At 69.5% G+C, this 24446-nt stretch carries 29 protein-coding genes; 14 read left to right on the forward strand and 15 right to left on the reverse strand.

The features are described 5' to 3' along the window. Positions 1-48 precede the first annotated feature (48 nt). The 5 genes from N1031_RS15730 to N1031_RS15750 form a co-directional block, all read right to left on the reverse strand. Positions 49-1632 carry a S1C family serine protease gene (locus N1031_RS15730; protein WP_259480679.1) on the reverse strand — a complete coding sequence of 528 codons (1584 nt, stop codon included), beginning with the start codon at positions 1630-1632 and terminating at the stop codon, positions 49-51. Positions 1633-1792: 160 nt separating this feature from the next. Beyond that, entirely contained in the window at positions 1793-3016 is a 1224-nt protein-coding gene (locus tag N1031_RS15735; protein ID WP_259480680.1) for a cation:proton antiporter, read from the reverse strand. 36 nt (positions 3017-3052) lie between these two features. After that, positions 3053-4171, reverse strand: coding sequence for a bifunctional 2-methylcitrate synthase/citrate synthase (locus N1031_RS15740; protein WP_259480681.1), 1119 nt, complete (start codon positions 4169-4171; stop codon positions 3053-3055). Between the two features lie 45 nt (positions 4172-4216). Then, positions 4217-5122 carry a methylisocitrate lyase gene (gene prpB, locus N1031_RS15745; protein ID WP_259480682.1) on the reverse strand — a complete coding sequence of 302 codons (906 nt, stop codon included), beginning with the start codon at positions 5120-5122 and terminating at the stop codon, positions 4217-4219. After that, complete coding sequence (locus N1031_RS15750; protein WP_259480683.1) at positions 5122-6630, reverse strand: MmgE/PrpD family protein; 1509 nt, start codon at positions 6628-6630, stop codon at positions 5122-5124. Before N1031_RS15750 ends, prpB begins: the two co-directional genes overlap by 1 nt. Before the next feature lie 88 nt (positions 6631-6718). On the opposite strand from N1031_RS15750, the gene N1031_RS15755 reads away from it, so the two are divergent. Continuing rightward, positions 6719-7030, forward strand: a complete 312-nt coding sequence (locus N1031_RS15755) for a tryptophan synthase subunit alpha (protein ID WP_259480684.1) — start codon at positions 6719-6721, stop codon at positions 7028-7030. Between the two features lie 93 nt (positions 7031-7123). Beyond that, positions 7124-7426, forward strand: a complete 303-nt coding sequence (locus tag N1031_RS15760; RefSeq protein WP_259480685.1) for an iron-sulfur cluster assembly accessory protein — start codon at positions 7124-7126, stop codon at positions 7424-7426. A 59-nt stretch (positions 7427-7485) separates the two neighbouring features. Here the strand turns inward: N1031_RS15760 and N1031_RS15765 are convergent, their stop codons facing one another. Both N1031_RS15765 and N1031_RS15770 read right to left on the reverse strand, forming a co-directional pair. Beyond that, positions 7486-7791: a hypothetical protein gene (locus tag N1031_RS15765; RefSeq protein ID WP_259480686.1), complete on the reverse strand. Its 306-nt coding sequence runs from the start codon at positions 7789-7791 to the stop codon at positions 7486-7488. Positions 7792-7886: 95 nt separating this feature from the next. Next, positions 7887-8051: a hypothetical protein gene (locus N1031_RS15770; RefSeq protein WP_259480688.1), complete on the reverse strand. Its 165-nt coding sequence runs from the start codon at positions 8049-8051 to the stop codon at positions 7887-7889. A 129-nt stretch (positions 8052-8180) separates the two neighbouring features. Between N1031_RS15770 and N1031_RS15775 the strand changes: the two genes are divergently transcribed. From N1031_RS15775 to N1031_RS15790, 4 genes are all read left to right on the forward strand, one after another. After that, positions 8181-8459: a hypothetical protein gene (locus N1031_RS15775; RefSeq protein ID WP_259480689.1), complete on the forward strand. Its 279-nt coding sequence runs from the start codon at positions 8181-8183 to the stop codon at positions 8457-8459. A 61-nt stretch (positions 8460-8520) separates the two neighbouring features. Further along, positions 8521-8940: a MerR family transcriptional regulator gene (locus tag N1031_RS15780; protein WP_259480691.1), complete on the forward strand. Its 420-nt coding sequence runs from the start codon at positions 8521-8523 to the stop codon at positions 8938-8940. After that, on the forward strand, positions 8937-9938 hold the full coding sequence (locus N1031_RS15785; protein ID WP_259480692.1) for an aldo/keto reductase: 1002 nt from the start codon (positions 8937-8939) through the stop codon (positions 9936-9938). The genes N1031_RS15780 and N1031_RS15785 overlap by 4 nt, the downstream gene beginning before the upstream one ends. A gap of 98 nt (positions 9939-10036) precedes the next feature. Then, positions 10037-10300: a DUF6458 family protein gene (locus N1031_RS15790; RefSeq protein WP_259480693.1), complete on the forward strand. Its 264-nt coding sequence runs from the start codon at positions 10037-10039 to the stop codon at positions 10298-10300. A gap of 24 nt (positions 10301-10324) precedes the next feature. Here N1031_RS15790 and N1031_RS15795 read toward each other — a convergent pair whose 3' ends face one another. From N1031_RS15795 to N1031_RS15805, 3 genes are read right to left on the reverse strand one after another with little or no spacing between them, the layout of a single operon-like run. Next, positions 10325-10675 (reverse strand): hypothetical protein, encoded by a 351-nt coding sequence (locus tag N1031_RS15795; protein ID WP_259480694.1) that lies wholly within the window; start codon positions 10673-10675, stop codon positions 10325-10327. 46 nt (positions 10676-10721) lie between these two features. Continuing rightward, positions 10722-11564, reverse strand: a complete 843-nt coding sequence (locus tag N1031_RS15800; RefSeq protein ID WP_259480695.1) for an aldo/keto reductase — start codon at positions 11562-11564, stop codon at positions 10722-10724. Positions 11565-11600: 36 nt separating this feature from the next. Continuing rightward, positions 11601-12263, reverse strand: a complete 663-nt coding sequence (locus tag N1031_RS15805) for a 4a-hydroxytetrahydrobiopterin dehydratase (protein WP_259480696.1) — start codon at positions 12261-12263, stop codon at positions 11601-11603. Positions 12264-12405: 142 nt separating this feature from the next. On the opposite strand from N1031_RS15805, the gene N1031_RS15810 reads away from it, so the two are divergent. Beyond that, on the forward strand, positions 12406-13251 hold the full coding sequence (locus tag N1031_RS15810) for a M23 family metallopeptidase (protein WP_259480697.1): 846 nt from the start codon (positions 12406-12408) through the stop codon (positions 13249-13251). A 53-nt stretch (positions 13252-13304) separates the two neighbouring features. On the opposite strand, the gene N1031_RS15815 is transcribed toward N1031_RS15810, so the two are convergent. Continuing rightward, positions 13305-13886, reverse strand: coding sequence for a DUF998 domain-containing protein (locus tag N1031_RS15815; RefSeq protein ID WP_259480699.1), 582 nt, complete (start codon positions 13884-13886; stop codon positions 13305-13307). Between the two features lie 71 nt (positions 13887-13957). Between N1031_RS15815 and N1031_RS15820 the strand changes: the two genes are divergently transcribed. From N1031_RS15820 to N1031_RS15835, 4 genes are all read left to right on the forward strand, one after another. Then, the gene (locus N1031_RS15820) at positions 13958-15112 is read left to right on the forward strand and encodes an epoxide hydrolase family protein (protein ID WP_259480701.1); all 1155 of its coding nucleotides are present in this window, start codon (positions 13958-13960) and stop codon (positions 15110-15112) included. A gap of 51 nt (positions 15113-15163) precedes the next feature. Further along, positions 15164-15385, forward strand: coding sequence for a type II toxin-antitoxin system VapB family antitoxin (locus N1031_RS15825; protein ID WP_259480702.1), 222 nt, complete (start codon positions 15164-15166; stop codon positions 15383-15385). Further along, positions 15382-15786, forward strand: a complete 405-nt coding sequence (locus N1031_RS15830; protein WP_259480703.1) for a PIN domain-containing protein — start codon at positions 15382-15384, stop codon at positions 15784-15786. The genes N1031_RS15825 and N1031_RS15830 overlap by 4 nt, the downstream gene beginning before the upstream one ends. 122 nt (positions 15787-15908) lie before the next feature. Next, the gene (locus N1031_RS15835; protein WP_259480705.1) at positions 15909-16364 is read left to right on the forward strand and encodes a hypothetical protein; all 456 of its coding nucleotides are present in this window, start codon (positions 15909-15911) and stop codon (positions 16362-16364) included. Positions 16365-16622: 258 nt separating this feature from the next. Here the strand turns inward: N1031_RS15835 and N1031_RS15840 are convergent, their stop codons facing one another. Continuing rightward, entirely contained in the window at positions 16623-16898 is a 276-nt protein-coding gene (locus N1031_RS15840) for a helix-turn-helix domain-containing protein (protein WP_259480707.1), read from the reverse strand. Positions 16899-17022: 124 nt separating this feature from the next. Further along, a complete protein-coding gene (locus N1031_RS15845) occupies positions 17023-18027 on the reverse strand; it encodes a DUF389 domain-containing protein (RefSeq protein WP_259480710.1) in 1005 nt (334 codons plus the stop codon). A 98-nt stretch (positions 18028-18125) separates the two neighbouring features. Here N1031_RS15845 and N1031_RS15850 point away from each other — a divergent pair, with 98 nt between their 5' ends. Next, the gene (locus N1031_RS15850) at positions 18126-20444 is read left to right on the forward strand and encodes an arylsulfatase (protein ID WP_259480711.1); all 2319 of its coding nucleotides are present in this window, start codon (positions 18126-18128) and stop codon (positions 20442-20444) included. A gap of 3 nt (positions 20445-20447) precedes the next feature. Here N1031_RS15850 and N1031_RS15855 read toward each other — a convergent pair whose 3' ends face one another. Together N1031_RS15855 and N1031_RS15860 are read right to left on the reverse strand one after the other, a co-directional pair. After that, the gene (locus N1031_RS15855; protein ID WP_259480712.1) at positions 20448-21341 is read right to left on the reverse strand and encodes a formylglycine-generating enzyme family protein; all 894 of its coding nucleotides are present in this window, start codon (positions 21339-21341) and stop codon (positions 20448-20450) included. Positions 21342-21354: 13 nt separating this feature from the next. Then, positions 21355-21939 (reverse strand): hypothetical protein, encoded by a 585-nt coding sequence (locus N1031_RS15860; protein WP_259480713.1) that lies wholly within the window; start codon positions 21937-21939, stop codon positions 21355-21357. Positions 21940-22097: 158 nt separating this feature from the next. On the opposite strand from N1031_RS15860, the gene N1031_RS15865 reads away from it, so the two are divergent. Next, a complete protein-coding gene (locus tag N1031_RS15865) occupies positions 22098-23348 on the forward strand; it encodes a DUF1254 domain-containing protein (protein WP_259480714.1) in 1251 nt (416 codons plus the stop codon). A gap of 9 nt (positions 23349-23357) precedes the next feature. After that, positions 23358-24056, forward strand: coding sequence for a GAP family protein (locus tag N1031_RS15870; protein WP_259480715.1), 699 nt, complete (start codon positions 23358-23360; stop codon positions 24054-24056). Positions 24057-24446 lie beyond the last annotated feature (390 nt).

Below are 24446 nucleotides of genomic sequence, written 5' to 3' on the forward strand. Positions count from 1 at the left end.
GCACCATGGTGAGGATTTCTTCAAGTGCCCATCTGGAGCCGCAGCGACTCAGAACTCCGCGATGAAGCTGCCCAGGATGCGGTCGACGGCGGCGAGGTCGTCGTCGCTGTTGGCCTGCACGTTGACGGTGATGACGTAGCTGCCGTCGTCGCTCGTGGCGGCGAGGGTGAGGTACCGCGCCCCCACGCCACCGCAGGAGTCGAAGACCTCGAACTCTCCCGTGTGGTAACCGTCGGCGAACGGCTGGCGGCCGAGCGACGTGCAGCCCTCCCCCACGAGGAAGTCGGCGCTGCCCTGCAACAGGTCGTCGGGCGAGACCATCCCTACCGCCTCCGTCGACGCCGAGATCGCGACACCGGGGGTGTTCCACGAGTTGTTGAACCCGTCGAGCGAGGGAGCGGCCACGATCGTGGCCCAGCGACCCGCATCCGTATCGAGGGGTGCTCCGTCGATCTGGTTCCAGGCTGCAGGAACCTCCACCCAGATGGTGCCGGAGTCGTCGGAGACGGTCTCGAACGATCCCGTGCTCGACCCGCCACCGGCCACCCCGCCGGCTCCGCCGAGCACCTCGACGGGCTCGAGCGGGTCGCCGCTGAACTGACCGCGGTAGTAGATGCCCTCCGCGGGGCGGTAGAGCTCGGCGTCGATCACGCCGTCCTGCCCGTGGGTGCGCAGCACGTCGCAGTAGTCGGAGAGGGTGCCGTCCTGCGCGAGGGTGACCCCCTGCATCCGGGTGAGCAGGTCGCCGGGCTCGACGCCCGCCGCATCCGCCACCGACCCCGCGGCGACCGAGCTCACCCACACGCCGAGGCCGTTGCCCTCGTCGTCGGTGACGGCGTGGGCGTTGATGCCGAGGCTCAGCACGTCGGTGCCGGTCTCGAGCTCGTCGAGCACCGCCTGCACCTCATCGCGGTGGATGGCGAGGTTGGTGTCGTAGAGGTCGCTGCCGGCGTAGTTGACGCCCATCAGGCGGCCGTCGGCATCGACCAGGGGCCCGCCCGAATTACCTGAACGGATGCGCGCGTCGTGCTCGATGACGGAATCGAGCGAGGCCCACGGCGTCTCTCCGGGGGTCGACGCCTTCGACACGATGCCGCGGGTCATGGTGAACGTGGGGTCGCCGAGAGGGAACCCAGCCGCGTAGACGTCGGTCGCCGTGGTGATCTCGCCCTCGTGCCAGGCGAAGTAGGGGTAGTCGCCCTTCTGGAGCTGGATGACGGCGAGATCGAGACACTCGCTCGACGCCACCACCTTCGCGTTGAGCGTGGTGGAGGTGTCGCCGCCCACCCACACGTCGAGGGTGCCGGCGCCGACCACGACGTGGTTGTTGGTGACGGCCAGACCGTCCGGCGTCACGATGAAGCCCGACCCGCGGCCGGCCGCCTCGTAGTCGCCGTACTCAGGGTCGGCGAAGGTGCCGACCGCCTCGATCTGCAGCACCGCGGACTGCACCGCGTCGAATCCGACCGCACCGCCGGCGTCTGCGCCCGTGACGCCGCCCGCCCCGGGTGTCGAGACACCGTCTCCGGGTCCGAACGAGAACGAGCAGGCGGTCAGCGCGAGAGCCGTGCCGGCACCGAGGGTGAGCATCGCGGCCGCGCGCGACGGAGAGTGTGAGGGAAACCGAGTCATGCGGGCCAGCGTAGGAACGGCGCGCAGGCCCGCGACCGCGCATCCCGGCCCCGCAACCTCCCCGCAACCGTCGCGCCCGCCGCGCAAGCCTCGCCCGCCTCACCCGGACCTCCAGCAGCGGGGGAGGTGGAGGCGAGGAAGGAGCAGAGCGGGGAGCGGGTCAGCCCTCGACGGCGATGTGGGGGTCGCGGTCGGGTGCCAGAGGCGCACCGCCAAGAGAGCGACGGCGCTGGCCGAAGGCGATGAGCGGGAACACCAGCACCGAGAGCATGCCCGCACCCACGAGCGCCGCGGCGGTCGACGCGGCGAGCACCCCCTGGTCGAGCCCGATGTTCGTCACCGCCACGATGATCGGCAGCCCGGTCGCGCTGAACAGCCCGATCGCCACGCGGTCGCGAGCGGATGCGCCGGGCGGCGCCGCGAGCACCCCCGGCAGCCCGCGCACCACGAGCAGCAGCACGAGGAACACCCCCATCAGCAGCAGCGCGTCGGGGTCGCTCACGAGCGACACGAGATCGAAGGTGACACCCGTGTAGATGAAGAAGATCGGCACCAGAAAGCCGAACGCCACCGCCTCGAGCTTCGTCTCGACCAGCTCGAGGTCGGCCTCGGCGGCTCCGCGCAGCAAGGCGCGGAACAGCACGCCCGCGGCGAAGGCCCCGAGCAGCATGTCGAGCCCGAGCACGATGCTCAGCACCACGAGCGCCGCGATGATGAAGAGCACCAGCCGCACCGCGAACTGCCCGCTCGTGTGCAGGGTGGCGTTCACGATGGCGTGCAGCTTCGGGTAGGGCCCGCGGGCGGCGATCAGGATGGCCAGCCCACTGACCAGCACGAACCCGAACAGCACCACCCCGGCCACGATCGGCGACCGCCCGCTGAGGAAGAGCGAGATCGCCACCAACGGCCCGAACTCCCCGACCGCGCCGAGCGCCGTCACGGCGCGGCCGAACGGGGTGGAGAGCTCTCCCGCGTCGCGCAGCATCGGCATGATGGTGCCGAGCGCCGTCGAGGTGAGCGCGATGCCGATGATGATGCCCGCCTCGATCGACGGGGCGAGCAGCAGCCCGGCGGCGACACCGGCCGCCAGCGAGATCAGCCAGCCCAGACTCGCTCGGCGCAGCGGCCGCCCGCTGATCGCCTTGAAGTCGATCTCGTTGCCGGCCATGAAGAACAGCACGGCGAGCCCGAACTCCGACAGCCCGTCGATGAACCCGCTCTCGGCCACCCACCCGAGAATGCTCGGGCCCACGATGATCCCGAGCACGATCTCGAACACCACCAGCGGCACCTTGGCCACCCGGCCGACGGCGCCGGCCAGCAGCGGGGCGATCACCGCGAGCCCGGCGATCACCACGATCGACATCGGGTCGAGTCCATCCATCAGCACACCCCCTGACCGAACCCTACCGACTCGGCGTCACCGCCCCACGTGCCGCTCGGCGACCCCCACGTAGGCCGACAGCGGGCGGATGAGCGCGTTCGCCTGCAGCTGCTCCATGATGTGGGCCGTCCAGCCGGTGATACGCGACGCCACGAACAGCGGCGTGAAGGTCCCGGTGTCGAAGCCGATCAGGTGGTACGCCGGCCCGGAGGGGTAGTCGAGGTTGGGCTGGATGCCCTTACGGGCCTGCATCGCGTCGTTCAGTGCGTCGTAGAGCGCGAGCAGGTCGGGCCGGTCGTACTCGGCCACGAGGGTGTCGAGCGACGCCTTCATGGTCGGCACCCGCGAGTCGCCGTTCTTGTAGACGCGGTGCCCGAACCCCATGATCTTCTTCTTCGACGCCAGCGCGTCGTCGAGCCACGCCTCGGCCGCATCCGCCGACCCGATCTCGTCGAACACGTGCATGACGGCCTCGTTGGCGCCGCCGTGCAGGGGACCCTTGAGCGCGCCGATGCCCGCGACCACGGCCGAATAGAGGTCGGAGAGCGTCGAGGTCACCACCCGCGCGGTGAAGGTGGAGGCGTTGAAGGAGTGCTCGGCGTAGAGGATCATCGACACGTCGAACGCCTTCACCACCACCTCGCTCGGCACCTCGCCGAAGGTCATGCGCAAGAAGTTGGCCGAGTAGCCGAGCGAGTCGTCGGGCGCCACGAGCGGCAGCCCGCGACGCCGCCTCTGGTCGTAGGCGACGACGGCCGGGATGCGCGCGAGCAGCGCCACCGACTTCGCGAGGTTGCCCGCGGGCGACGCGTCGGCCCAGTCGGGGTCGAGCGCCCCGATCACCGAGACGGCGGTGCGCAGCACGTCCATCGGATGCGCGGTGAGCGGCAACTCGTCGACGACCCGCTTGACGGCCGGGTCGAGGGCGCGCTGCGACCGCTCGAGCTCCTCGAACGCGGTGAGCTCCGCCTCCGTCGGCAGCTCGCCGTGCCAGAGCAGGTAGGCGACCTGCTCGAACGAGCAGGAGGCGGCCAGCTCCTGCACCGGATAGCCGCGATAGAGCAGCGAGTTGGTCTCGGGGTTGACCTTCGAGACGGCGGTGGTGTCGACCACCACGCCCGCGAGGCCCTTGCGGATGTCGGACGGATCGGTCATGTCAGCTCCTCATCGAGCGGGTGCGGGTCAACTGGCGGGTGCGGGTCATCGAGCGGTCGGGACGTCGAAATTGAACAGCGAGGTGTCGAACGCGTTGTACGCCTCGTAGTCGAGCAGTTCGTAGAGGCGGGCCCTGGTCTGCATCCCGGCCACCTCGCCCTTCAGCGAGCCCTCGTCGACCAGCCGGTCGAGCCCGCGTTCTGCAGCACCCATCGCGATGCGCAGCAGCGACACCGGGTAGATGACGAGGTTCACGCCCACGTCGGCCAGCTGCTTGTTCGTGAACAGCTCGCTCTTGCCGAACTCGGTCATGTTCGCCAGGATCGGCACGTCGATCGCCGCGCGCATCGCCTCGAACTCCTCCAGCGACGCCATCGCCTCGGGAAAGAGCGCATCGGCACCCGCGTCGACGAGCTGCTTCGCCCGGTCGATCGCCGCGCCCAGCCCCTCCACCCCGCGCACGTCGGTGCGGGCCATCACGAGCAGGTTGGGGTCGCGCCGGGCATCGACGGCGGCCTTGATGCGCTTCACCGCGGTGTCGGCGTCGACCACGGCCTTGCCGTCGAGGTGCCCGCAGCGCTTCGGGTTGACCTGGTCTTCGATGTGCAGGCCGGCGACGCCCGCGTTCTCGAGCTCCTGCACGGTGCGGGCCACGTTCATGGGCTCGCCGAACCCGGTGTCGGCGTCGATGAGGGTGGGCAGGTCGGTCATCCGCGAGATCTGGCCGCCCCGCGTCGCCACCTCGGTGAGGGTGGTGAACCCGATGTCGGGCAGCCCCAGATCGGCCGCGATGACGGCGCCCGAGATGTAGACGCCCTCGAAGCCCTTCTCCTGGATGAGCCGAGCGCTCAGCGGGTTGAACGCCCCGGGCAGCCGCTGCAGCACACCCGAGTCGAGCGCGGCGCGGAACCGGGCGCGCTTCTCGGCGGCCGGCACGGTGGAGTACAGCATCAGAACAGTCCCTTCGGCAGCGGGATGGCCTCGAGCAGGCCCGGCTGGGCCACCAGGTTCAGCGCGCGCACCTCGGCAGGAGAGAGCGAAGGCAGGCGCTCGGCGAGTCCGAGGAACCGGTCGATCTCCGCGTCCTCGATCACACCGGCGGCGAGGGTGCGCAGCTTCTTCACGTAGTCGGCCCGGGCGAACGGCCGCGCCCCGAGCGGGTGCGCATCCGCCACGGCGATCTCGTCGGTGATGGTGGAGCCGTCGCGCAGGATGATCTCCACCCGCCCGCCGAACGCCTTCTCGGCCGGGTCGAGCGAATGGTAGCGGCGGGTCCACTCCGGGTCTTCGAGGGTGCGCACCCGGTGCCACAGCTCGACGGTGTCGGGCCGGGCGGCGCGCTCGGGCGCGTAGGAGTCGACGTGGTGCCAGGCACCGTCTTGCAGCGCCACCGTGAAGATGTACGGGATGGAGTGGTCGAGCGTCTCCCGGCTGGCCGTGGGGTCGTACTTCTGCGGGTCGTTCGCGCCCGAGCCGATCACGTAGTGCGTGTGGTGGCTGGTGTGGATGGTGATGCTGCCCACGTTGGCCGGGTCGGTGAGCTCCGGATGCGCGTGGTGCAGCCGGCGGGCGAGGTCGATCCAGGCCTGGGCCTGGTACTCGGCCGAGTGCTCCTTGGTGTAGGTGTCGAGGATGGCGCGCTTGGCCTCGCCCGCGGCGGGGAGCGGCACCGTGTAGTGCGCATCCTTGCCGTCGAGCAGCCACGCGATCACGCCGTCCTCCCCCTCGTAGATGGGGGTGGGGCTGGTCTGCCCGCGCATCGCCCGGTCGACGGCCTCGACCGCCATCTTGCCCGCGAACGCGGGGGCGTGCGCCTTCCAGGTGGAGATCTCGCCCTTGCGCGACTGGCGGGTGGCGGTGGTGGTGTGCAACGCCTGGCCGATGGCCTGGAACACGGTCTCGGTGCCGAGCCCGAGCAGGGTTCCGATGCCGGCCGCCGCGCTCGGGCCGAGGTGGGCGACGTGGTCGATCTTGTGCTTGTGCAGGCTGATGGCCTTCACCAGGTCGACCTGGATCTCGTAGCCGGTGGCGATGCCCCGCACGAGCGCCACCCCGTCGCAGCCGCGATGCTGCGCCACGGCGAGGATCGGCGGGATGTTGTCACCCGGGTGCGAGTACTCGGCGGCGAGGAAGGTGTCGTGGTAGTCGAGCTCGCGCACGGCCACCCCGTTCGCCCAGGCCGCCCACTCGGGGCTGTAGCCTCCGGTCACGCCGAACACGGCGGCACCGGCCTCATAGGGGTGGTCGAGCGCCTGGGCGCGGGCGGCGACACCCGGGCCCCTCGTGATGCTCGCCACGGCGACGGCCGCGTTGTCGATGACCCGGTTGATGACCATCTCGGTGACCTCGGGGGTGACCTCGACCGGATCGACCGCCACCTCGGCGATCTTCCACGCCAGCTGCTGCTCCCGCGGCAACTGGTCTTCACTCGGACGGACGCGGACGTCGTGCAGATTCATCGCGCCGGTGCGCCTTTCTGTTCACAGCCTGGTGTGGCTCACCTTACGCGACGCGCCAGAGTCGCGGACGGTGTCTTAGGCTCGAAGGGTGAGTTTGGACCAGCACCTGCCGCGCGGGCGCGCGAGTCTCGAGGTGCTGCGCGCCGAGGCCGGAGACGAGCTCGCCACCATCGTGCAGGAGCGACTGCTGGCCGGCGAAGACCCGTGGGACTTCATGGAAGAGCTGCCGACCGTCGACGAGCTCGTGGTCTACCTTCTGCGGGCCGACAACATCGCCGCCGACGGGGGCCGTAAGCCCTCGCCCGCCCGCGACTACCGGGTGATGCGCCAGATCGCCCTCGAGCATCCGGCCCTCACGCGCACCGTGTGGCGGCTGATCGGCGAGCACACAGCGGCCTGAGCAGCACCGCAAAGCTCCCTGAGTAGGGGTTCCGCCGGACGGCCGAGGAGAGCAGGGTGGTGAACTCCTGATCGCAACCGGAAGGACAAGCACATGCTCACCCTCACCGAGAACGCCGGCACCGTCGTGAAGACCCTCGCCGACCGCACGATCGTGAGTCTCGGCGACACCCCCGGAGCCTCTGAAGTGGGGCTCCGCATCTCGACCGCCGAGAAGGGCGACAGCTTCGACGTGGCCGTCGCGCCGCGACCCGAGCCGACCGACCAAGTCGTCGAGAGCGAGGGGGCCCGGGTGTACCTCGAAGACATCGTGGCCCCGGTGCTCGACGACACCATCCTCGACGCGAACGTCGACGACCACGGGGCGGTGCACTTCTCGCTCGCCCGCGTGGGCTGAGCGACCGAGACGCGTCATCGCACGAAGCCGTCGGCCCCGAGGCCGGCGGCTTCGTCGCGTCAGCGGCCCGGCCCGCGGATGGCGTCGACCAGACGCTGCCAGCGGCTGCGCGGCAGCAGGGACTCGGCACCACCGGAGGCCGCGCGCTCCTGCACCTGCACGTGCTCACCCAGCAGCACCGTGCTCTCTTCGGGGCGGGCGGCGAGCGCGATGGGGCCGTCGATCAGCCCCGAATCACCGGCCGCGCTGGCGAGAGTCGGCCGGCCGTCGGCCACCCAGCTGAGGTATTGGGCGTAGGGATCGCCCTCGTCGAGCTTCGCAGGAGCAGCCGACCGCGCGAGGCCGCGGCGGTATCTCGTCGCCATCGCTGCCTCCCCTCATGAGCTGCCGGTCGTCGTGCCACCACCTCTTGTAGCGATTCTCCCATCCCCTGAGGGACTCGGCACCATTCCTTGCGGGGCTAGGCCGAGAGCGGCAGCTCCGCGTAAAGTGTTTCGTCGTCGAAGACAACGACCACTCCGTCGCCACGGCACTCCGAGCACAGCTCGACGACGTCGTCGAAGAAGGCCTGCATCGGGTCGGCACCCGACCCTTCGCAGCGCTCACAGGATTGCGTGTTCATCATGCGGCCATTGTGCGCCGCACCACCGACATCGCCGCACACCACGCCGCGCTCCCGGGGTTCTCGCCGCTGTGGCGGTGTGGGGAGTTCTCCCCATCGCCGTCCGGACGGCATCGGCATAGGCTCGCCGGCATGCGGTCAGAACCACGAGAATCCGACGACGAGCTCCCCTGGGACCTCGATCTGACCGTGGCCCGCCGCCCCGAGCCCGTGCCCGTTCCCGCTCCGGTGCCCGCCCCCACGCCGAGCACTCCGCGCGCTCCGCACGGTTCCCGCAAGGGCCGGTTCCACCGCCCCGACCTCGAGTCCCCCTGGCAGCACTTCACCCGCAACCTCGCCGTGCGCATCCTCGCCGCCGTGCTGCTCGTCGGCGGCACCGCCGCACTGGTCTACGTGGCCGTCACCCGCTGACCCCTCCGGTTTCGCAGAACCGCTTGACCTGGAGTGCACTCCAGGTCGCACCATGGGAGTCATGAGCGAAGTCCCCCTCCCCTCCCTCGAGGTCGACGTGCCTCCCGAGGGCCTGTCGATCGGCGAGACCGCGCGCGCCACCGGGCTGAGCGTCGACACGCTCCGCTACTACGAACGGGCGGGCCTGCTACTCGACCCCGCACCCCGCGACGGAGGCGGCCGACGGCGCTACGGCTCCGCCGACCTCGCCTGGATCGCCGGTCTCGTGATGCTGCGGGAGACAGGGATGGGCATCGGCGACGTTCGCCGCATGGCCGAACTCAGCCGCACCGCGGGCACCGAGGCGTCGCGCCTCGCCGTGCTAGAGCAGCACCGCGAGCGGGTGCTCGCCGACCTGGCCCGCACCCGAGCGCACCTGGCCGCGCTCGACGCCAAGATCAGCAGCTACCGCCACGCGGTGGCCGAGAAGGAGAACGCATGACGACCGCGCCCACCCGCATCCCGCTCACCTCGCTCGGAGACGACCTCCAGGTCTCCGCCCTCGGCCTCGGCGCCATGGGCATGAGCGCCTTCTACGGTGCCGCCGACGAGCGCGAGTCGATCGCCACCCTCCGCCACGCCGTCGACCTCGGCGTGAGCTTCATCGACACGGCCGAGGCCTACGGGCCGTTCGAGAACGAGAAGCTCATCGCACGGGCGCTCGGCGACCGTCGCGACGAGGTGGTGCTCGCCACCAAGGCCTCGAGCGAGACCGACGACGACGGCACCGTGCACGGCCGCAACGGCACCCCCGCCTACATCCGCCGCGCTGCCGAACGGTCGCTGCGCCACCTCGGCACCGACGTGATCGACCTCTACTACCTGCACCGGGTCGACCCCGCCGTGCCCATCGAGGAGAGCGTCGGCGCGATGGCCGAGCTCGTGGCCGAGGGCAAGGTGCGGCACATCGGGCTCTCCGAGGCCTCGGCGGCCACCATCCGGCGGGCGCACGCCGTGCATCCGCTCGCCGCGGTGCAGTCGGAGTTCTCGCTCTTCTCGCGCGACGTGCTGCACAACGGCGAGAAGGCCGCGATGGACGAGCTGGGAATCGGGCTCGTCGCCTTCTCGCCCCTCGGCCGCGGCGTGCTCACGGGGCGCATCCGCTCGGTCGACGACCTCGATGCGACGGATGCGCGGCGCGGCCTGCCGAGGTTCCAGCCGGCCGCGATCGAAGCGAACCTCGCCCTCGTGGCCCGGGTCGAGGAGATCGCCCGCGAGCTCGGTGCCACGCCCGGTCAGGTGTCGCTGGCCTGGGTGATGGCCGAGGGTGCGGTGCCGATTCCGGGCACCCGGCGCCGCGAGCGCCTCGACGAGAACGCGGCCGCCGCCTCGCTCGCGCTCGACGAGCCGACGCTCGCCCGTCTCACCGCAGCACTCCCCGAGTCGGAGATCACCGGCACCCGTGACGCACGCACGTCTGCGCCCGGCGCCGACCGCTAGCTCGCCCGACACCTGATGATCATCTCGGTCGACCCGAGCGGTCGCAGGGCCGTGGTGGTAGGCAGGTGCGCGACCTGCACAACGGAAGGACGTGGGACATGGGCATCGGAACCGGAATCGCACTCTTCGTCATCGGGGCGATCCTCGCCTTCGCGGTGAACGTCGATCTCGGCGGGTTCGTGAACCTCGCGCTGATCGGTTACATCCTCATGGGCGCCGGGGTCGTGGTGTTCGTCATCAGCCTCGTCTTCACGCTGCAGCGCCGACGCTCGACGTCGACCACGCGGTCGGCGGTCGACCCGGCCAGCGGTGAGCAGGTCACGCGCAGCACGACCGACACGAGCGGCCCGCCGACGGTCTGATCCGCCGGCGGTTCGGCCGACTGCTCAGGCGGCCGGTTCGAGCATCACGGCGAGCAGCGCGGCAGCCCCGCCGATGATGAAGAGCATCACGCCGAGCTGCATGGTACGGGTCTTGTTGCGGTCGGCGACGGCGACGCTCACCTCGAGGATGGGGCAGCCAGACCACCCGATCAGGCCGATGCTGAGCACCACGATTCCGGAAGCCACCCACCACAGGGTCTGGAGGCCGTTGGAGAGCTCGCTCGGCCGCCACCCCGACGCGAGCAGCAGTCCCGCCACCACGGCGACCGACCCGACCGCGACGCCGAACCACACCGTGCCCGTGCTCATGATGCGCTGGACGTTGTTCTCGGGGGTCATCAGTTCGTCGCTCACAGTTTATTGTTACTCCTGGTCAACTACTTAGGCCAATCGGCGACTCTCAGTACTCTTCGTGCCGGGCGGGATCCTGGTCGTAGGTGCGGCCATCGGGCCGGCCGAGTGCGGTGATCGCGTCGAACTCCTCGTCGTGGAGCGCGAACCCGAACAGGTCGATGTTCTCCTCCTGCCGCCGGCGCGACGCGGCCTTCGGCAAGGGGATGGCTCCGGACTGCACGACCCACCGCAGCACCACCTGGGCCGGGGTCACGCCGTGCGCCGCCGCCACCCCGCCGATGACCGGATCGTCGAGCATCTCGGGCGAGTTCTCCACGGGCCGGCCGAGCGGGCTCCACGCCTCGGTGACGATGCCCTCGCGCTCGTGATAGGCCCGCTGCTCGGCCTGCGGAAAGTAGGGGTGCATCTCGATCTGGTTCACCTCGGGCACCACCCCGGTCTCGTGGCGCAGCCTCTCCAGGTGTTCGGGGAGGAAGTTCGACACCCCGATCGCCCGCACGAGACCGCGTTCCCGGGCTTCGATAAGGGCTGACCAGGCCTCCACGTAGAGATCGGCGCTGGGGTTCGGCCAGTGGATGAGGTACAGATCGAGGTGATCGAGGCCGGTGCGCAGCAGGCTCTCCTCGATCATCGCCGTGGCGAGGTCGTGACGATGGTAGGCACCCGGAAGCTTCGAGGTGACGATCACCTCGTCACGCGGCACCCCCGAGCGCCGCACGGCCTCGCCCACCGTCGCCTCGTTGTCGTAGCGGGCGGCCGAGTCGAGCAGCCGGTAGCCCGCATCGAGGGCGCTCACGAGTCCCGCGATGCCGGTCTCGCCGTTCATCCGGTAGGTGCCGAACCCGACGGCGGGGAGGGTGAGTCCGCCGCGGCTGGTGAATCTGTCCATCATCGTCCTTCTCTCGTCGTGCACCCGAGACGGCCGTTAGGCCGCCCACGGGCTGTCGTCGCGCCACGGCGCGAGATCGACCTCGTTGCCCTCCGGATCGGCGAGGGTCCACCACTCCGGCGCGTTCACGTCGTTCACCACCCGCCCGCCCGCGGCGAGCGCCGCAGCCAGCCGCTTCTCGACGACGTCGCGGGGCACGTAGAGGTCGACGTGGAGGGTGTTGCGCTCGGGCCTGGCGGCGTCGATCTGCTGGATCCAGACGTTGGGCCCGGATGCGCGGGGGTCGGTGAGATCGGCATCCTCCACCGGGGAGTAGCCGAGCACTGCCTCCCAGAAGGCGCGCACCGCGGGCACGTCGACGGCGTCGATGGCGATCTGGAGACTCTGCACGAGCTCGGGCCGGGCGGTCGCGCCGAGCTCGCGCGCGGCTGCCGAGATGTCGCGGGCCAGCGCGAGGTCGCGGTGACTGATGTCGCCCACGTCGTGACTGATGAGCCGCACGGCCACCCCGGAGTAGCGCAGGTCGACGTCGGGGTGGTGCCCCGCCGCATCCGCGAGGCCCGCGATCGCCGAGACGAGCGCCGCACCGCGCGCGAAGTCGCCCGCGTCGAACCAGGCGCGGGCCCCGTCGCCGACCACCCGCCAGTCGTCGGTGCCCTCGGCGGCCCTGAAGTCCTTCGGCGAGATCGCATCGCTCATGTCCCAGTTCTACTCCTGGTCGGCGGGGCGACGCACCCCTCAGCTGTGGGCATCCGATGAGGCACTCAGTCGTTCCCTATGAAGCGCGCCTAGCGTGGGTGACCTCGTCCCCGTCCGCCCGCACCTCAGGCATCGAATCTCCGTGACAGCTTCCGTTCCACCCGCTCCGCTCGCACCACCGCCGTCCCGGCGCGCCTTGCGCGAGGCCGAGAGACAGGCCGGCCGCGAGCGGGTGTCTCGACGGCGGGTGTCGCTCGCACGGCCCCGGATGCGCCCGGTGGTCGCGTTCTCGTTCGCCACGCTGCTCGTCACGGCGACCTCGCTCTCGGCGGCGGCGCTGCCGGTCACCTCGTCGCCCGCGCCGGCCCAGCTCGCGGCCGAGGCCCTGCCGCCCCAGGAGCTGCTCACCGCATCCGGACCCAGCGCGTCGGTGCTGCGCGACGGCTACGACGCCACCACCCCCGAAGAGCTCGAGGCCGCCCGCGCGGCGGAGCGCGCGGCGCTCGCGGCCCAGCGGGCGGCGGCGCTCGGCTTCCGCACGGCGGCCACCTACACGAACGACACGGGCAGCGCGGTGCAGTGGCCGTTCCCCGTGGGGGTGCCCATCTCGAGCGGGTTCGGCCCGCGGTCGTCGCCCGGTGGCATCGGCAGCACGAACCACAAGGGGCTCGACCTCACGCCGGGTCAGGGCAAGCCGATCGGCGCGATCGCGGCCGGCGTGGTGAGCACGGTGCAGCGCACCGACGGCGGCGGGCTCGGCGTGTACGTGGTGATCGACCACGTGATCGACGGACAGAACGTGAGCAGCTGGTATGGGCACATGCTCACCGGGTCGCCCGTGGTGTCGGTGGGGGATGCGGTGCTGCCGGGTCAGCAGATCGGCTCGGTGGGCAATACGGGCACGTCGACGGGGGCGCATCTGCACCTCGAGGTGCACGTGGAGGGCACTCCGGTCGACCCGTACTCCTGGCTGGTGGCGCGCAACTGACGACAGGCGCGCATCCGGTCGCCGTGCCGCCGATCGGAACGGCTCAGTTCGGCTCAGACGAACGCGATGCCGAGCACGCCGAACCAGGCGATGAAGCCCAGGTAGATGAGCCGCTCGAACACGCCGGGTAGGCGCGAGAACGCGGTGAAGAAACCGAGGATCGACCCGGCCGACCCGATCGCCATCACGATGGCGGCGACGGTGGAGAAGGTCGCGATCGCCTCGAAGCCCGCGTCGTGGAGGTCGCCGGCGCCGAGGAACGCGCCCGCCGTCACGGTGGCGAACGCGACGATGGCGAGGATGTTATGCAGCCGACCCGTGCTCGTGCGGGGCTGGTGCGGCGCATCCATGGGGGCGAACGGGATGAGGAACCGGGCCACCGCGAACACCCACACCAGCACCGCGCCCACGGTGGGGCTGCCGTGCACCGTGGTGATGAGCAGGCCGCCCCCGATGCCGCCGAGCGTCGCACCCCACGCGGCCGTGGCGTAGCCGCGCTTGAAGCGGGTGATGCCGTACTGGCTCACGGGGTCGCGCAGCGGGTTGAGGCCCGTGGGGGCGAGGTGGAGCACGACGAGCGCGCCCAGCACGACGGCCGCGCCCACGATGAGCAATATCGCCGCGACCCCCGTCATGCCCACCACCCTATCGGGTGCGAGCGTGCGTCCCTCTGCCCGCGAGGCCGTCCAGGTGCGAGAATTCGAGGGTGCAGCCCTTTCGGATCGCTGTGACCGACGCCGAGCTCGACGAGCTGCGGCACCGCCTCGAGGCCACGCGATGGCCGCCGCGTGAGGTCGACCCCGGATGGACGGCCGGGGTTCCGGTCGCGTGGCTGCAGGAGATGGTGGAGTTCTGGCTCTCGGGCTATGACTGGCGGGCCCGGGAGGCCTTCTTCAACGCGCATCCCCAGGTTCTGGTCGAGGTGGACGGCATCCGTCTTCACGCGGTCGTCCTTCGCGCGGAGGGCGCCGACACCGCGGCCTCGGACGCCGCGCCCGCCATCGTGCTGACGCACGGCTGGCCGGGCACCTTCGCCGAGTACCTGCGGGTCGCCCGGCGGCTGGCGGATCCCGCTCGTCACGGGGCCGACCCCGCCGATGCGATGACGGTCGTGGTGCCGTCACTGCCGGGGTACGGCTTCAGCGAGATCCCCGCGGAGTCGGGATGGGGGATCGAGCGCATCGCCGACGCCTGGAGCGAGCTCATGACCGCCCTGGGCGTCGACCGCTTCTTCGCCGCCGGGAGCGACTGGGGCACGAGCGTCTCGACCGAGCTCGGGCGGCGGCATCCGTCGCGAGTTCGCGGTCTCGCCCTCATCCCACCCCTCGTCGCCCCCGACCCGGCGACCCTCGACGATCTCACTCCCGCCGAGAGCGCGGCGATCGCGAAGATGCGGGAGCGCGGCACCGACGGCGGCGCCTACTCGGCGATGCACGCGACCCGGCCGCAGACGGTCGCGTACGGGCTGACCGACTCGCCCGCGGGCCTTCTGGCGTGGCTGGGCGAGAAGTACCGGCAGTGGTCGGGCTCACCGGGAGTGACGGCCACCGACATCCTCGACGCCGCGTCGATCTACTGGTTCACGCGCACCGCCGGCGGTTCGGCACGGCTCTACCGGGAGAGCATCGGGGCCGTGAGCGCGGTGCTCGACGACCCGCATCCGTCGCCGGTCACCGTCCCCACCGGGGGCATCATGTTCCCCGACGAGGCGCCGTGGGTGTCGGAGCGCTGGGCCCGACGGCGGTTCCCCGACCTGCGGGTGTGGATCGAGCCCGACGCCGGCGGGCACTTCGGCGCCCTCGAGCAGCCCGACGCCGTCGCCGCGGGCATCCTCGCCACCGTGCGGGCTTGTGCTGACTGACGCATCCACGAGATCGGCTATATAATGATCTATATAGCCGAAGGAGACATCATGGCCGTCACATCGATCGACATCGATCCGAATGGGCTGCGCCAAGCGAAGGAACTCGCCGGCACGACCTCCAATCGCGAGACGGTGGATCTTGCACTGCGCACCCTCATCGCCGTGCGCCGCCAACCCGCGGCGGTCGAGCGGATCATCGCCCGCGAGTTCGAGCCCAACCAGATCGACGCTCCGACCATCTCGCCCTCGACTGCGACAACCGACCGGTGACAACTTATCTCGTCGACAACAGCATCTGGCAGAAGGCCTCCACGAGCGAAGCGATCGCGACGAGACTCCGGGAACTCTCGCCCAATCACCTGATCATCACCTGCCCGCCTCAAATCCTCGAGTACTGCCATTCGGCGCGGAACCCGGAGGAGTACCACGAGCTCCGGGCCGACATGGAGCAACTGTTGCCGGCATGGGAGCACCCCGACGAGAACCACGCGCTGGGTGTGCAACAGGCGCTCTGGGAATCCGGGCTGGTACGCGCGGCCGCGGCGTTCGACTGCCTCATCGCCGCCTATGCGGTCGTCAACGACGCCGTCATCCTCAACTCCGACCGTGACTTCGGGTACATCGAACTAGCCACTCGAGGCGCGGTCCGACAGGAGTACGTGGCGGGCTAGTTGACGGGGCGACAGCGGTCGGAACCCCGCGGATTGGGGTGGTCGCCGCCCTCGCCCGAGCGCGGTCCTCCTGTTATCTTCGCCCTGGGTGTGCGACGACCGCCCACCATGGAGGGGAAACCATGTCGACACCCATCGAACGCAGGTCTGTTCTCGCAGCAGCGTGGGGGGTGCCCGTGGTCGCCCTCGCGGCGGCTGCTCCGGCAGCGGCTGCAAGCACGACGCTCGCGTTCGAGCTCCGCCAAGCACCCGAACCCTTCACCAACCCGAACGGCTCCGTGTTCTACCGGCTCTGGAACACCGGCACCCAGGTCATCGAGAGCGGCGTACTCCTTGTGGTCACCGTGTCCCCGACGTTCTACATGTACGCCATGGCATCGCAGTGGACGATCCTGAGCGGCTTCGGCACCGACGTGCTCACCCTGCGCTACGACCAGGACATCGCTGCCGGTGGGTCCTCCACCGAGGTCAACGTCTCAGTGCTCAACAGCGACTTCGGCGCCTCGGGCTCGGTCACCGGCACCGTCGACTACGGGGACCAATCGTCGAGCGTGACGCTGCCCATCGTCCCTTTGTAAGAGCGTCTTCGAGTCGGGCTCGCCCCGATCAGGAACGAGGAACCTCGAAACGCCGGCGCCAGTTATCGATCGCGACGCGGAAGTCTAGTTCACGCGAGGGATCGCCCCAGGCATCGGCGACCATGCTCGCCACCAGGGACGAGTCGGTCAGAAGTTCGACGAGATGGTCCCGACCTAGCCGGACCGCGTCGGCGATTCGAGGATCCAGGGCACCCCGATCGAAGACAGCCGCTGCCTCCTCCGGCGAAACCGCGAGGGTCAGCCGGTAGAGGTCGGCGAATCATCCGTCGGTGTGAGTACGGACTCGAGCACGGTCTTCGCTGCGGCGATGGCGGTCGGGTCTCCCGCGGAGACCACGGTTTCGCCACTGATCTGGTTGCCAGTTGCTTCGAGGATCCGCGACAAGGTTCCCCACGTCGGATCCAGCTTGCCCCGCTCGATCCGGCCCACGATCGACGGAGAAAGGTCAGCGAGTTCCACCAGCTCCTTGCGGGTGGTCCCACTCTGCGCGCGAACGCGCTTCATGCCGGACATGCCCCACCGATGTGAATGTTCTCGACCTCGATCAGTGGGCGCTCTCAGTCCGTTCTCTAACGCCGACCCGCGGCGCCTGATGCGTTCGATTCTCGGCCGGTGGCAATCGGTGTCTTTGGTGAGGTCATTCGTCCGAGAGACGCACGGTCGTCACCGGGGTCAGATCGACGATGATCGGGGTAATGTCGACGCCGGCGGCGGTAAGGGCGGCGACGAGGTCGTCGGTGTCGGGGTCGGGCAGGGGGCCTTCGACCTCGATGTGGATTTCGGTGCCCGTGCGCACCACATCGGTGACGGCCCAGCCGTGCGGTTCGGCCCAGGAAGCGCTGATGTCTCTGATCCGCTGATCGGTGATGGTGGTGGTCGCGATGGTGATGCTGGTGATGGCGAGCGGGATGGCGACGATCACGGCCATGACGGAGAGCAGGATGATCGGTCGGCGCAGCGAGGCCTTCTTCCGATCGGCGGTGGGCTCGGCAGCCAGGCGCGTCACGCCGTAGATCGACATCACGATGATGCCCGTGCACAGGATGGCCACGACATTGGTGGTGAACAGGAGGACCGCGCCGACGGATTGGGCGGGCGAGCCCGACTCGAGGGCGAGGCCGGCGACGGTGAGCGGCGGCACGAGGGAGATGGCGATGGCGACTCCCGGGAGGGTGTCGGAGATGTCGCGGCGCACGAGTGCGACCGATCCGACGACCCCGGTGGCGAGAGCGGCGAGAAGGTCGATGAGGCGAGGCGAGACGCGGGCCGCGACCTGGGAGTTGGTCGATGCGAGCACCTCGACCGGGACGATCAGGCCGACCACGTATCCGATCGCCACGGCCGCGAGGGCGCCGGCGATCACGAAGCCGAGGGAGCGGATGAGATTGCGCCGGTCGCCGATGACCGTAGCGAGCATGGTGCCGAGGATGGGCGTCATCAGCGGGGCGACGATCATCGCGCCGATGACGGTGGCGGTGGAGTCGCCGACGACCCCGGCGGAGGCGATCACCGACGCCAGGATGAGCAGCAGCCAGAACCGCGAGATCCGGCGGCTCCGCTCCGGACCGTCGAACAGCACCGAGTCGCGCATCTCGTCGACCGAGTTGAAGCGGTCACGGGCGGTCGTTTCTGCTGCAGTCATGGGATCATCGTGACCGCTCCCTGGAGCAACCTCAATCATCGGCTAGCGTTCCACTCGAATCGTTGTGCTGCCCGCGAGCTAGACGCTAGAAAGAAGGCATGGGTGACAACGAGGGTGTGACATGGCCGGATCGCACGAGGTTGCCGATTCCGGCCTATCAGCGGGTGGGCAGGATCGACTCCACGATCTCGGGTTCCGACCCGATCGACTGGCCGCGGGAGGTCTCGGCCCCGGACGGCGCGCCCAACGTGCTCCTGGTGATGACCGACGACGTGGGGTTCGGGGCGTCGGAGCTGTTCGGCGGCCCGATCCCGACCCCGACCTATGCCCGGCTCGCTGAGCGGGGCCTGAAGTACAACCGCTTCCACACCACCGCGCTGTGCTCACCGTCACGGGCGGCGCTGATCACGGGCCGCAACCATCACGTGGCGGCCACGGGCATCATCATGGAGTTCTCGACGCCGTTTCCCGGTTACCACAGCATCGTGTCGAAGAGCGTCGGAACGATCGGCGAGATCCTCACCGCGAACGGCTACGGCACGGCCTGGTTCGGCAAGAACCACAACGTTCCGGACTGGCTCACCACCCCGGCGGGCCCCTTCACCCTCTGGCCCACCGGTCTCGGCTACGAGTACTTCTACGGGTTCCTGGGTGCAGACGCGCACCAGTTCCGGCCGGCCGTCTTCGAAGGCACGACGCCCGTCGAGCCCTACCTCGACAAGGACGATTACCATCTCGACGAGGACATGGCCGATCACGCGATCGCCTGGGTGCGCCGCCAGAAGGCCATCGACCCGGCCAAGCCGTTCTTCGCCTACTACACGCCGGGCACCGCGCACGCCCCGCACCACGCGCCACGCGAGTGGATCGAGAAGTTCGCCGGGCAGTTCGACCACGGCTGGGACGAGCAGCGCATCCGTACCTATGAGCGTCAGAAGGAGCTCGGCGTCATCCCGCCCGACGCGGTCCTGAACCCCACGCCCGAGCACTACCGCCGCTGGGACGACCTCTCAGACGAGATGAAGCGGGTGTGTGCGCGCGAGATGGAGTGCTACGCGGCCGCGCTCGCCCATTGCGACCACCAGATCGGCCGGGTCGTCGATGCCATCGAGGAACTCGGTGAGCTCGACAACACCCTCATCATCTACATCCAGGGCGACAACGGCTCCAGCGCCGAGGACCCGACCGGTCACGGCTTCACGAGCGAGATCGGCACCCTGGTGAACGGGGTGGTCGACCGCGAGGACTTCATGGTGGAGAACATCGAGGAGTTCGGCGGCATGTGGTTCCAGAACCACTTCTCGCACGGCTGGGCCCACGCCATGAACTCGCCCTACCAGTGGGACAAGAAGATCGCCTCGCACCTCGGCGGTTCGCGCACCTCGGCTGTGGTGTCATGGCCGGCCCGCATCAGCGGAGGGGGCGGGTTGCGCAGCCAGTTCACCCACATCACCGACATCGTGCCCACCATCCTCGAGGCGGCCGGCATCCCGATGCCCGACTCCATCGACGGTGTGGAGCAGCAGGCCCTCAACGGCACGAGTCTTGTGCCCTTCTTCGACGACCCGGATGCGCCCGAGACGCACACGACACAGTACTTCGAGGTCATCGCCAACCAGGGCATCTACCACGAGGGATGGCTGGCAAACACGGCGCCGAAGCGGCTGCCCTGGGTGGGCATGGGCGAGACCCACGACGACCCGTTCAACGAGTACGAGTGGGAGCTCTACAACCTGGAAGACGACTTCACACAGTCGAGGAACGTGGCCGCGGAGCATCCGGAGAAACTCGAGGAGCTGCGGCAGCTCTTCCTCAGCGAGGCGGCGAAGAACCAGGTGCTGCCCCTCGACGACCGCTACATCGAGCGGCTCCGGCCCGAGAACCGGCCGGTGCACAACGCCGGCCGCACGGTCTACACCTACTACCCCGGCATCACCCGGATCACCGAGGGCATGGCCCCGAACATGAAGAACACCTCCTACCGGGTCACCGCGACGGTGAGCGTCCCCGAGGGCGGCGCGGTGGGGATACTGATGTGCCAGGGCGGCTGGTTCGGTGGCAACGCCCTCTACCTCCTCGACGGTAGGCCCACCTTCGCCTACGCGCGGTCGCACTACCCCGAGCACAAGTTCACAGTCGCCGCCACCGAGCCGCTCACCGCCGGGCATCACGAGGTCGTGCTCGATTTCGCCTATGACGGAGGAGCACCGGGAAGCGGCGGTACCGCCACCCTTCTCGTCGATGGCGACGAAGTCGCGCAGGGGCGGATCGACAGCACCATCCCGGTGCGGGTCTCCGCCGACGAGACCTTCGACATCGGCGAGGACACCGGAACACCCGTGGTGCGCGATTACGACGTGCCGTTCCGGTTCACCGGCACGCTGCACAAGGTCGTCGTGGAGCTGCTGCCAGGGTGACGGTCACGCGTCACGTGCGACGCGGAAGCCGATGTGCGTACTCGCGGAATCCTCGGTCTGTGGTGACCGCGCGGCGGGCCGGAAGCGGAGGCAGTAGTCGGGAGAGCACAGGTACGACCCACCCTTGAGCACACGACGGGCCGGGGCTCCGGGGACCGGCCCGTCGGTGCCGAGGAGGTTCACGCGTGAACCGGCATCCGGCACGACGACGCCCGGCACGACGTGGCGCGGAGAGTAGTGGTCGCCGGTCCACTCCCACACGTTCCCGATCATGTCGAACAGGCCGTAGCCGTTGGCGGGGAACGAGCCCACCGGAGCGGTGTCGGCGCCGAAGCGTCCGCGGTTGTCGTAGGGGAAGCGCCCGATCCAGGTGTTCGCCCTGGGCGCGGCGTCCGGGTAGGGGTCGTCTCCCCATGCGAATCGCCGCCCCGACGTCCCGCCGAGCGCGGCGTACTCGTGCTCGGCCTCGCTCGGCAGACGACCACCGGCCCACTCCGCGAACGCCGAGGCATCCTCGAACGCCACCTGCACCACTGGATGCTCCCCGCGGCCCTCCAAGGACGAACCGGGGCCGAGCGGGGTGCGCCACGACGCCCCGGGCACCCAAGTCCACCAGTGGCGGAACTCGGACAGATCGACCGGGCCCGCGGTCTGTGTGAACACCATCCCACCGGGAAGGAGATCGGCGGGAGAGGCGCCCGGGAAGTCGGCCGGGTCGAGAGGGCGCTCCGCCACGGTGACGTATCCGGTGTCCTGCACGAACTCGGCGAAGCGGGAGTTCGTCACCGCGTACTCCTCGATCCAGAACGACTCGATCGTGCGCTCGTGCACGGGAGCCTCGTCGGGATAGTACTCGTCCGAGCCCATACTGAAACGGCCGCCCTCGATCCGGATCAACGGCGCTCCTCGCTCAGTAGATGGTCCCGGTTCGCGAGGGGGTGAACCCATCACTGGGAGTCCCCACACCGACAATCGTTCCCGTCAGCGGCGACACCAGGCCTGACGCCGGGCCTTGGATGCCGAACGAGACGTTGCAGACGCCCGTCTGCGCCGCGATGCTCCCGGAGTAGCTGAGCGTGTAGACGATGTCGCCGTCGCCGTCGGGGAATGCCGTGCCGGCCGTCCACGTGGGGTCCGTCGTCGGCAGGTTGACCGTCGGGCTGGAGCCACCCTGGTTCGCGATGACGACGGGCACCGGAGGATCGCTGACGTCGCCGGGTGCGAGCGTCACGGTCAGCACGACCGAGGTGATCGGCTCCGCGGTGGCGAAGTCGGCATTGTTGCGCAGCTGCACCGTCACTCCGTAGTAGCCCGACTCGGGATCGACCCAGGTACCGCCACCGACCGTCTCGATGGCCAGCCGGCCGAGCTGCGTCGATGCCGAAGCCGACGGCGTGGCGACCGCGACCGCGAGCACCGGCAGCGACCAGACCGCTCCGGTGAGCACCGTGCGCCGAGTCGCATCAGCAGACCGGCGTGTGACCGGATCGACCATCCTGATCGCCTCCCCGAGGTGCATCGTCTGAGCGCTTGACCGCAACCGTACCGGCTCCATCCGCCGAGCGATAGGCGGTGGACTCCCGTTCGCTGTCATCACACCGCGAGCGCACCCATGGTGGACGAGGGCCTGCTCGCGGTGGCAGTCTCGGTCTCGTGACCATTTCAGACGACCTCGCCCGCGATGCCTACCTGTATGCGTACTCGATCGACGAGGCCTACAAATTCCTCTACGAGACGACGATCGCGCCGGGCGGTGCGCTGAACCGGTTCCAGAAGCTCCGCGATCTGGCCGACGACACCTACACTGCGCATCCCACCATCAACAACGACACCCTGCACCTGCAGGGCTGGTTCGACGTGGCGGCCGAACCCGTCGTGGTGACGATTCCGGATGCGGACGAGGGTCGTTACTGGATCCTGCACACCATGGACATGGGCCACTACACGAACGCGATGATCGGATCGCGCACCCGCGGCACCCGCGGCGGCACCTTCCTGTTCGCCGCCCGCGCCTGGGACGGCGACGTGCCCGACGGGGTCGACGAGGTGATCCGCTCCGAGTCGAACCTCATCAAGGTCATGGGCCGCATCATGACCGTCGGCGGCGACGATCTCGAGGTGGCGCGCGCCCTTCAGGACCGGTGGCGGCTCGAGACGCTCTCGCAGCACCTCGGCACGCCCACCCCTCCCGCGACGCAGCGCGAGTTCCCGGATCCGGCCAGCACCGACTGGCTGGAGCGGGTCGCCTTCTCGCTCGCCGACGGGTCGATGGCCGTTGCCGACGTCGAGTGGCTCGGGCGGTACGCGGCGATCGGGCTCGAGCCGGGGCGCACGGAGTTCACGGCCGAGCAGCTCGAGGCGGCGGCGCGCGGCGAGGAACTCGGGATGAAGCACCTGGAGGAGCTCGCTCCCACCCTCACGAACGCCGGCGAACTGCTCGGCACGCGCGAGGAACTCCAGCACGGGGCACGCGACCTCTTCGCCGCGGGCACCTTCCTCGGGCAGTGGGGCCTGCCGCCGGTGGAGTCGGTGTACGTGAAGATCGACACCGGGTCGGACGGCCTCATCCTGAACGGCTCCGGCGGCAAGGAGTACCGCGCGCGCTTCTCGGCACCCGAGGTGAGCGAGTTCTGGTCGTTCACGGCGTACGCCTACGGCAACCGGCTGATGGCGCACAACGCGCTCAACCGCCACAGCCGCGGCGACCGCACCCTCACCCCCGACGCCGACGGGCGGTACACCCTGCTCCTCAGCAGCGATGTCAACGCCCACGCGGCCGACGGCAATCTCCTGCCGATCCCGGAGGAGAACACCTACCTCGTGCTGCGCCTCTACGGCCCGAGCGAGGCGATGCAGCGCGGCGACTACACCTCACCCGTGTTCGAGATCGTCAAGAACCCGTAGGGGGCCCTAGTGGACCTGTGGACGACGCTGGTGCCGCTGATCATCGGCGGCGCGATCGTGCCGGTGCAGCTCATGATCACCGTGCTGCTCGTGCGAGGCTCCCGGGGCGTGCGCACCGCGGGTGCGTGGGTGACCGGCCGGATCCTCGTCGTCGTGCTGCAGGGCGTGCTGTTCGGCTTCGTCTTCGCTGCGCCGGCCGCCACGCCGGATGCCGACGGCGACGGCGGCACCAGCGGCGGAACGAGCCCCTTCGTGGCGGGACTGCTGCTCGTGATCGCGGTGGTCTTCCTCGCCGGCGCGTTCAAGCAACTGATCGCAGGTGACGATCCGGACGCCGCACCCCCGAAGTGGATGCAGGCGCTCGACACCATCGGCGCCGGGAGAGCGTTCCTGCTCGGCGCCGGCCTCATGCTCATCGGGGCCAAGTTCTGGGTCTTCACCCTGAGCGCGATCGGCGCGATCGCGGACGAGCAGCTGGGAACGGCCGGATCGGTGGCCGTGTTCGTCGCGTTCGTCCTTCTGTCGAACATCACGCACCTGGCGATCATCCTCGTGGTCGCGTGTCTCCCCCGCCGCTCGGCGCGCCTGCTCGACGGTCTCTCAGCCTGGCTGACCAGGCACAACCGCGTACTGGTCATCGTGATCGGCTTCGTCTTCGGCGCCTGGTTCGCCGTCAAGGCCCTGCGCAGCCTCGGAGTCCTCCCCTGACGACGCGATCAAGCGGCTGCCTGCTCGACAGCGACACCACTCGAGTGGCGGAAAGATGCCTCACCGGGTATTCGTGGAGCGGAGACGGTGGGATTTGAATTCAATCGATGCCTCGGCAGTCTCCAGCTCCACGCCGTCGGAGGCCTATAGATCCGGGCATCTTGAGAAATCTGTCACTGGATGAATCAGGTGAGCGTCGCTTCACTTGTGGGCAAATCGTGGGCAAACGGCAGTCCGGTTTGAACGTGAGTTTCGGATGAGGCGCTCGTGCCACACTGAGTGCGCCGTCTACGAGAGCAACGTGAATATGAGTTCCAGCGGAATCAATGTCGGTGGCGGTGCAGTTCTGAACGGTTGTGGCGGTTGAAAAGTGAACGGTTGCGGGCAGTC

Source organism: Herbiconiux moechotypicola (assembly GCF_024979255.1).
Lineage (GTDB): Bacteria > Actinomycetota > Actinomycetes > Actinomycetales > Microbacteriaceae > Herbiconiux > Herbiconiux moechotypicola.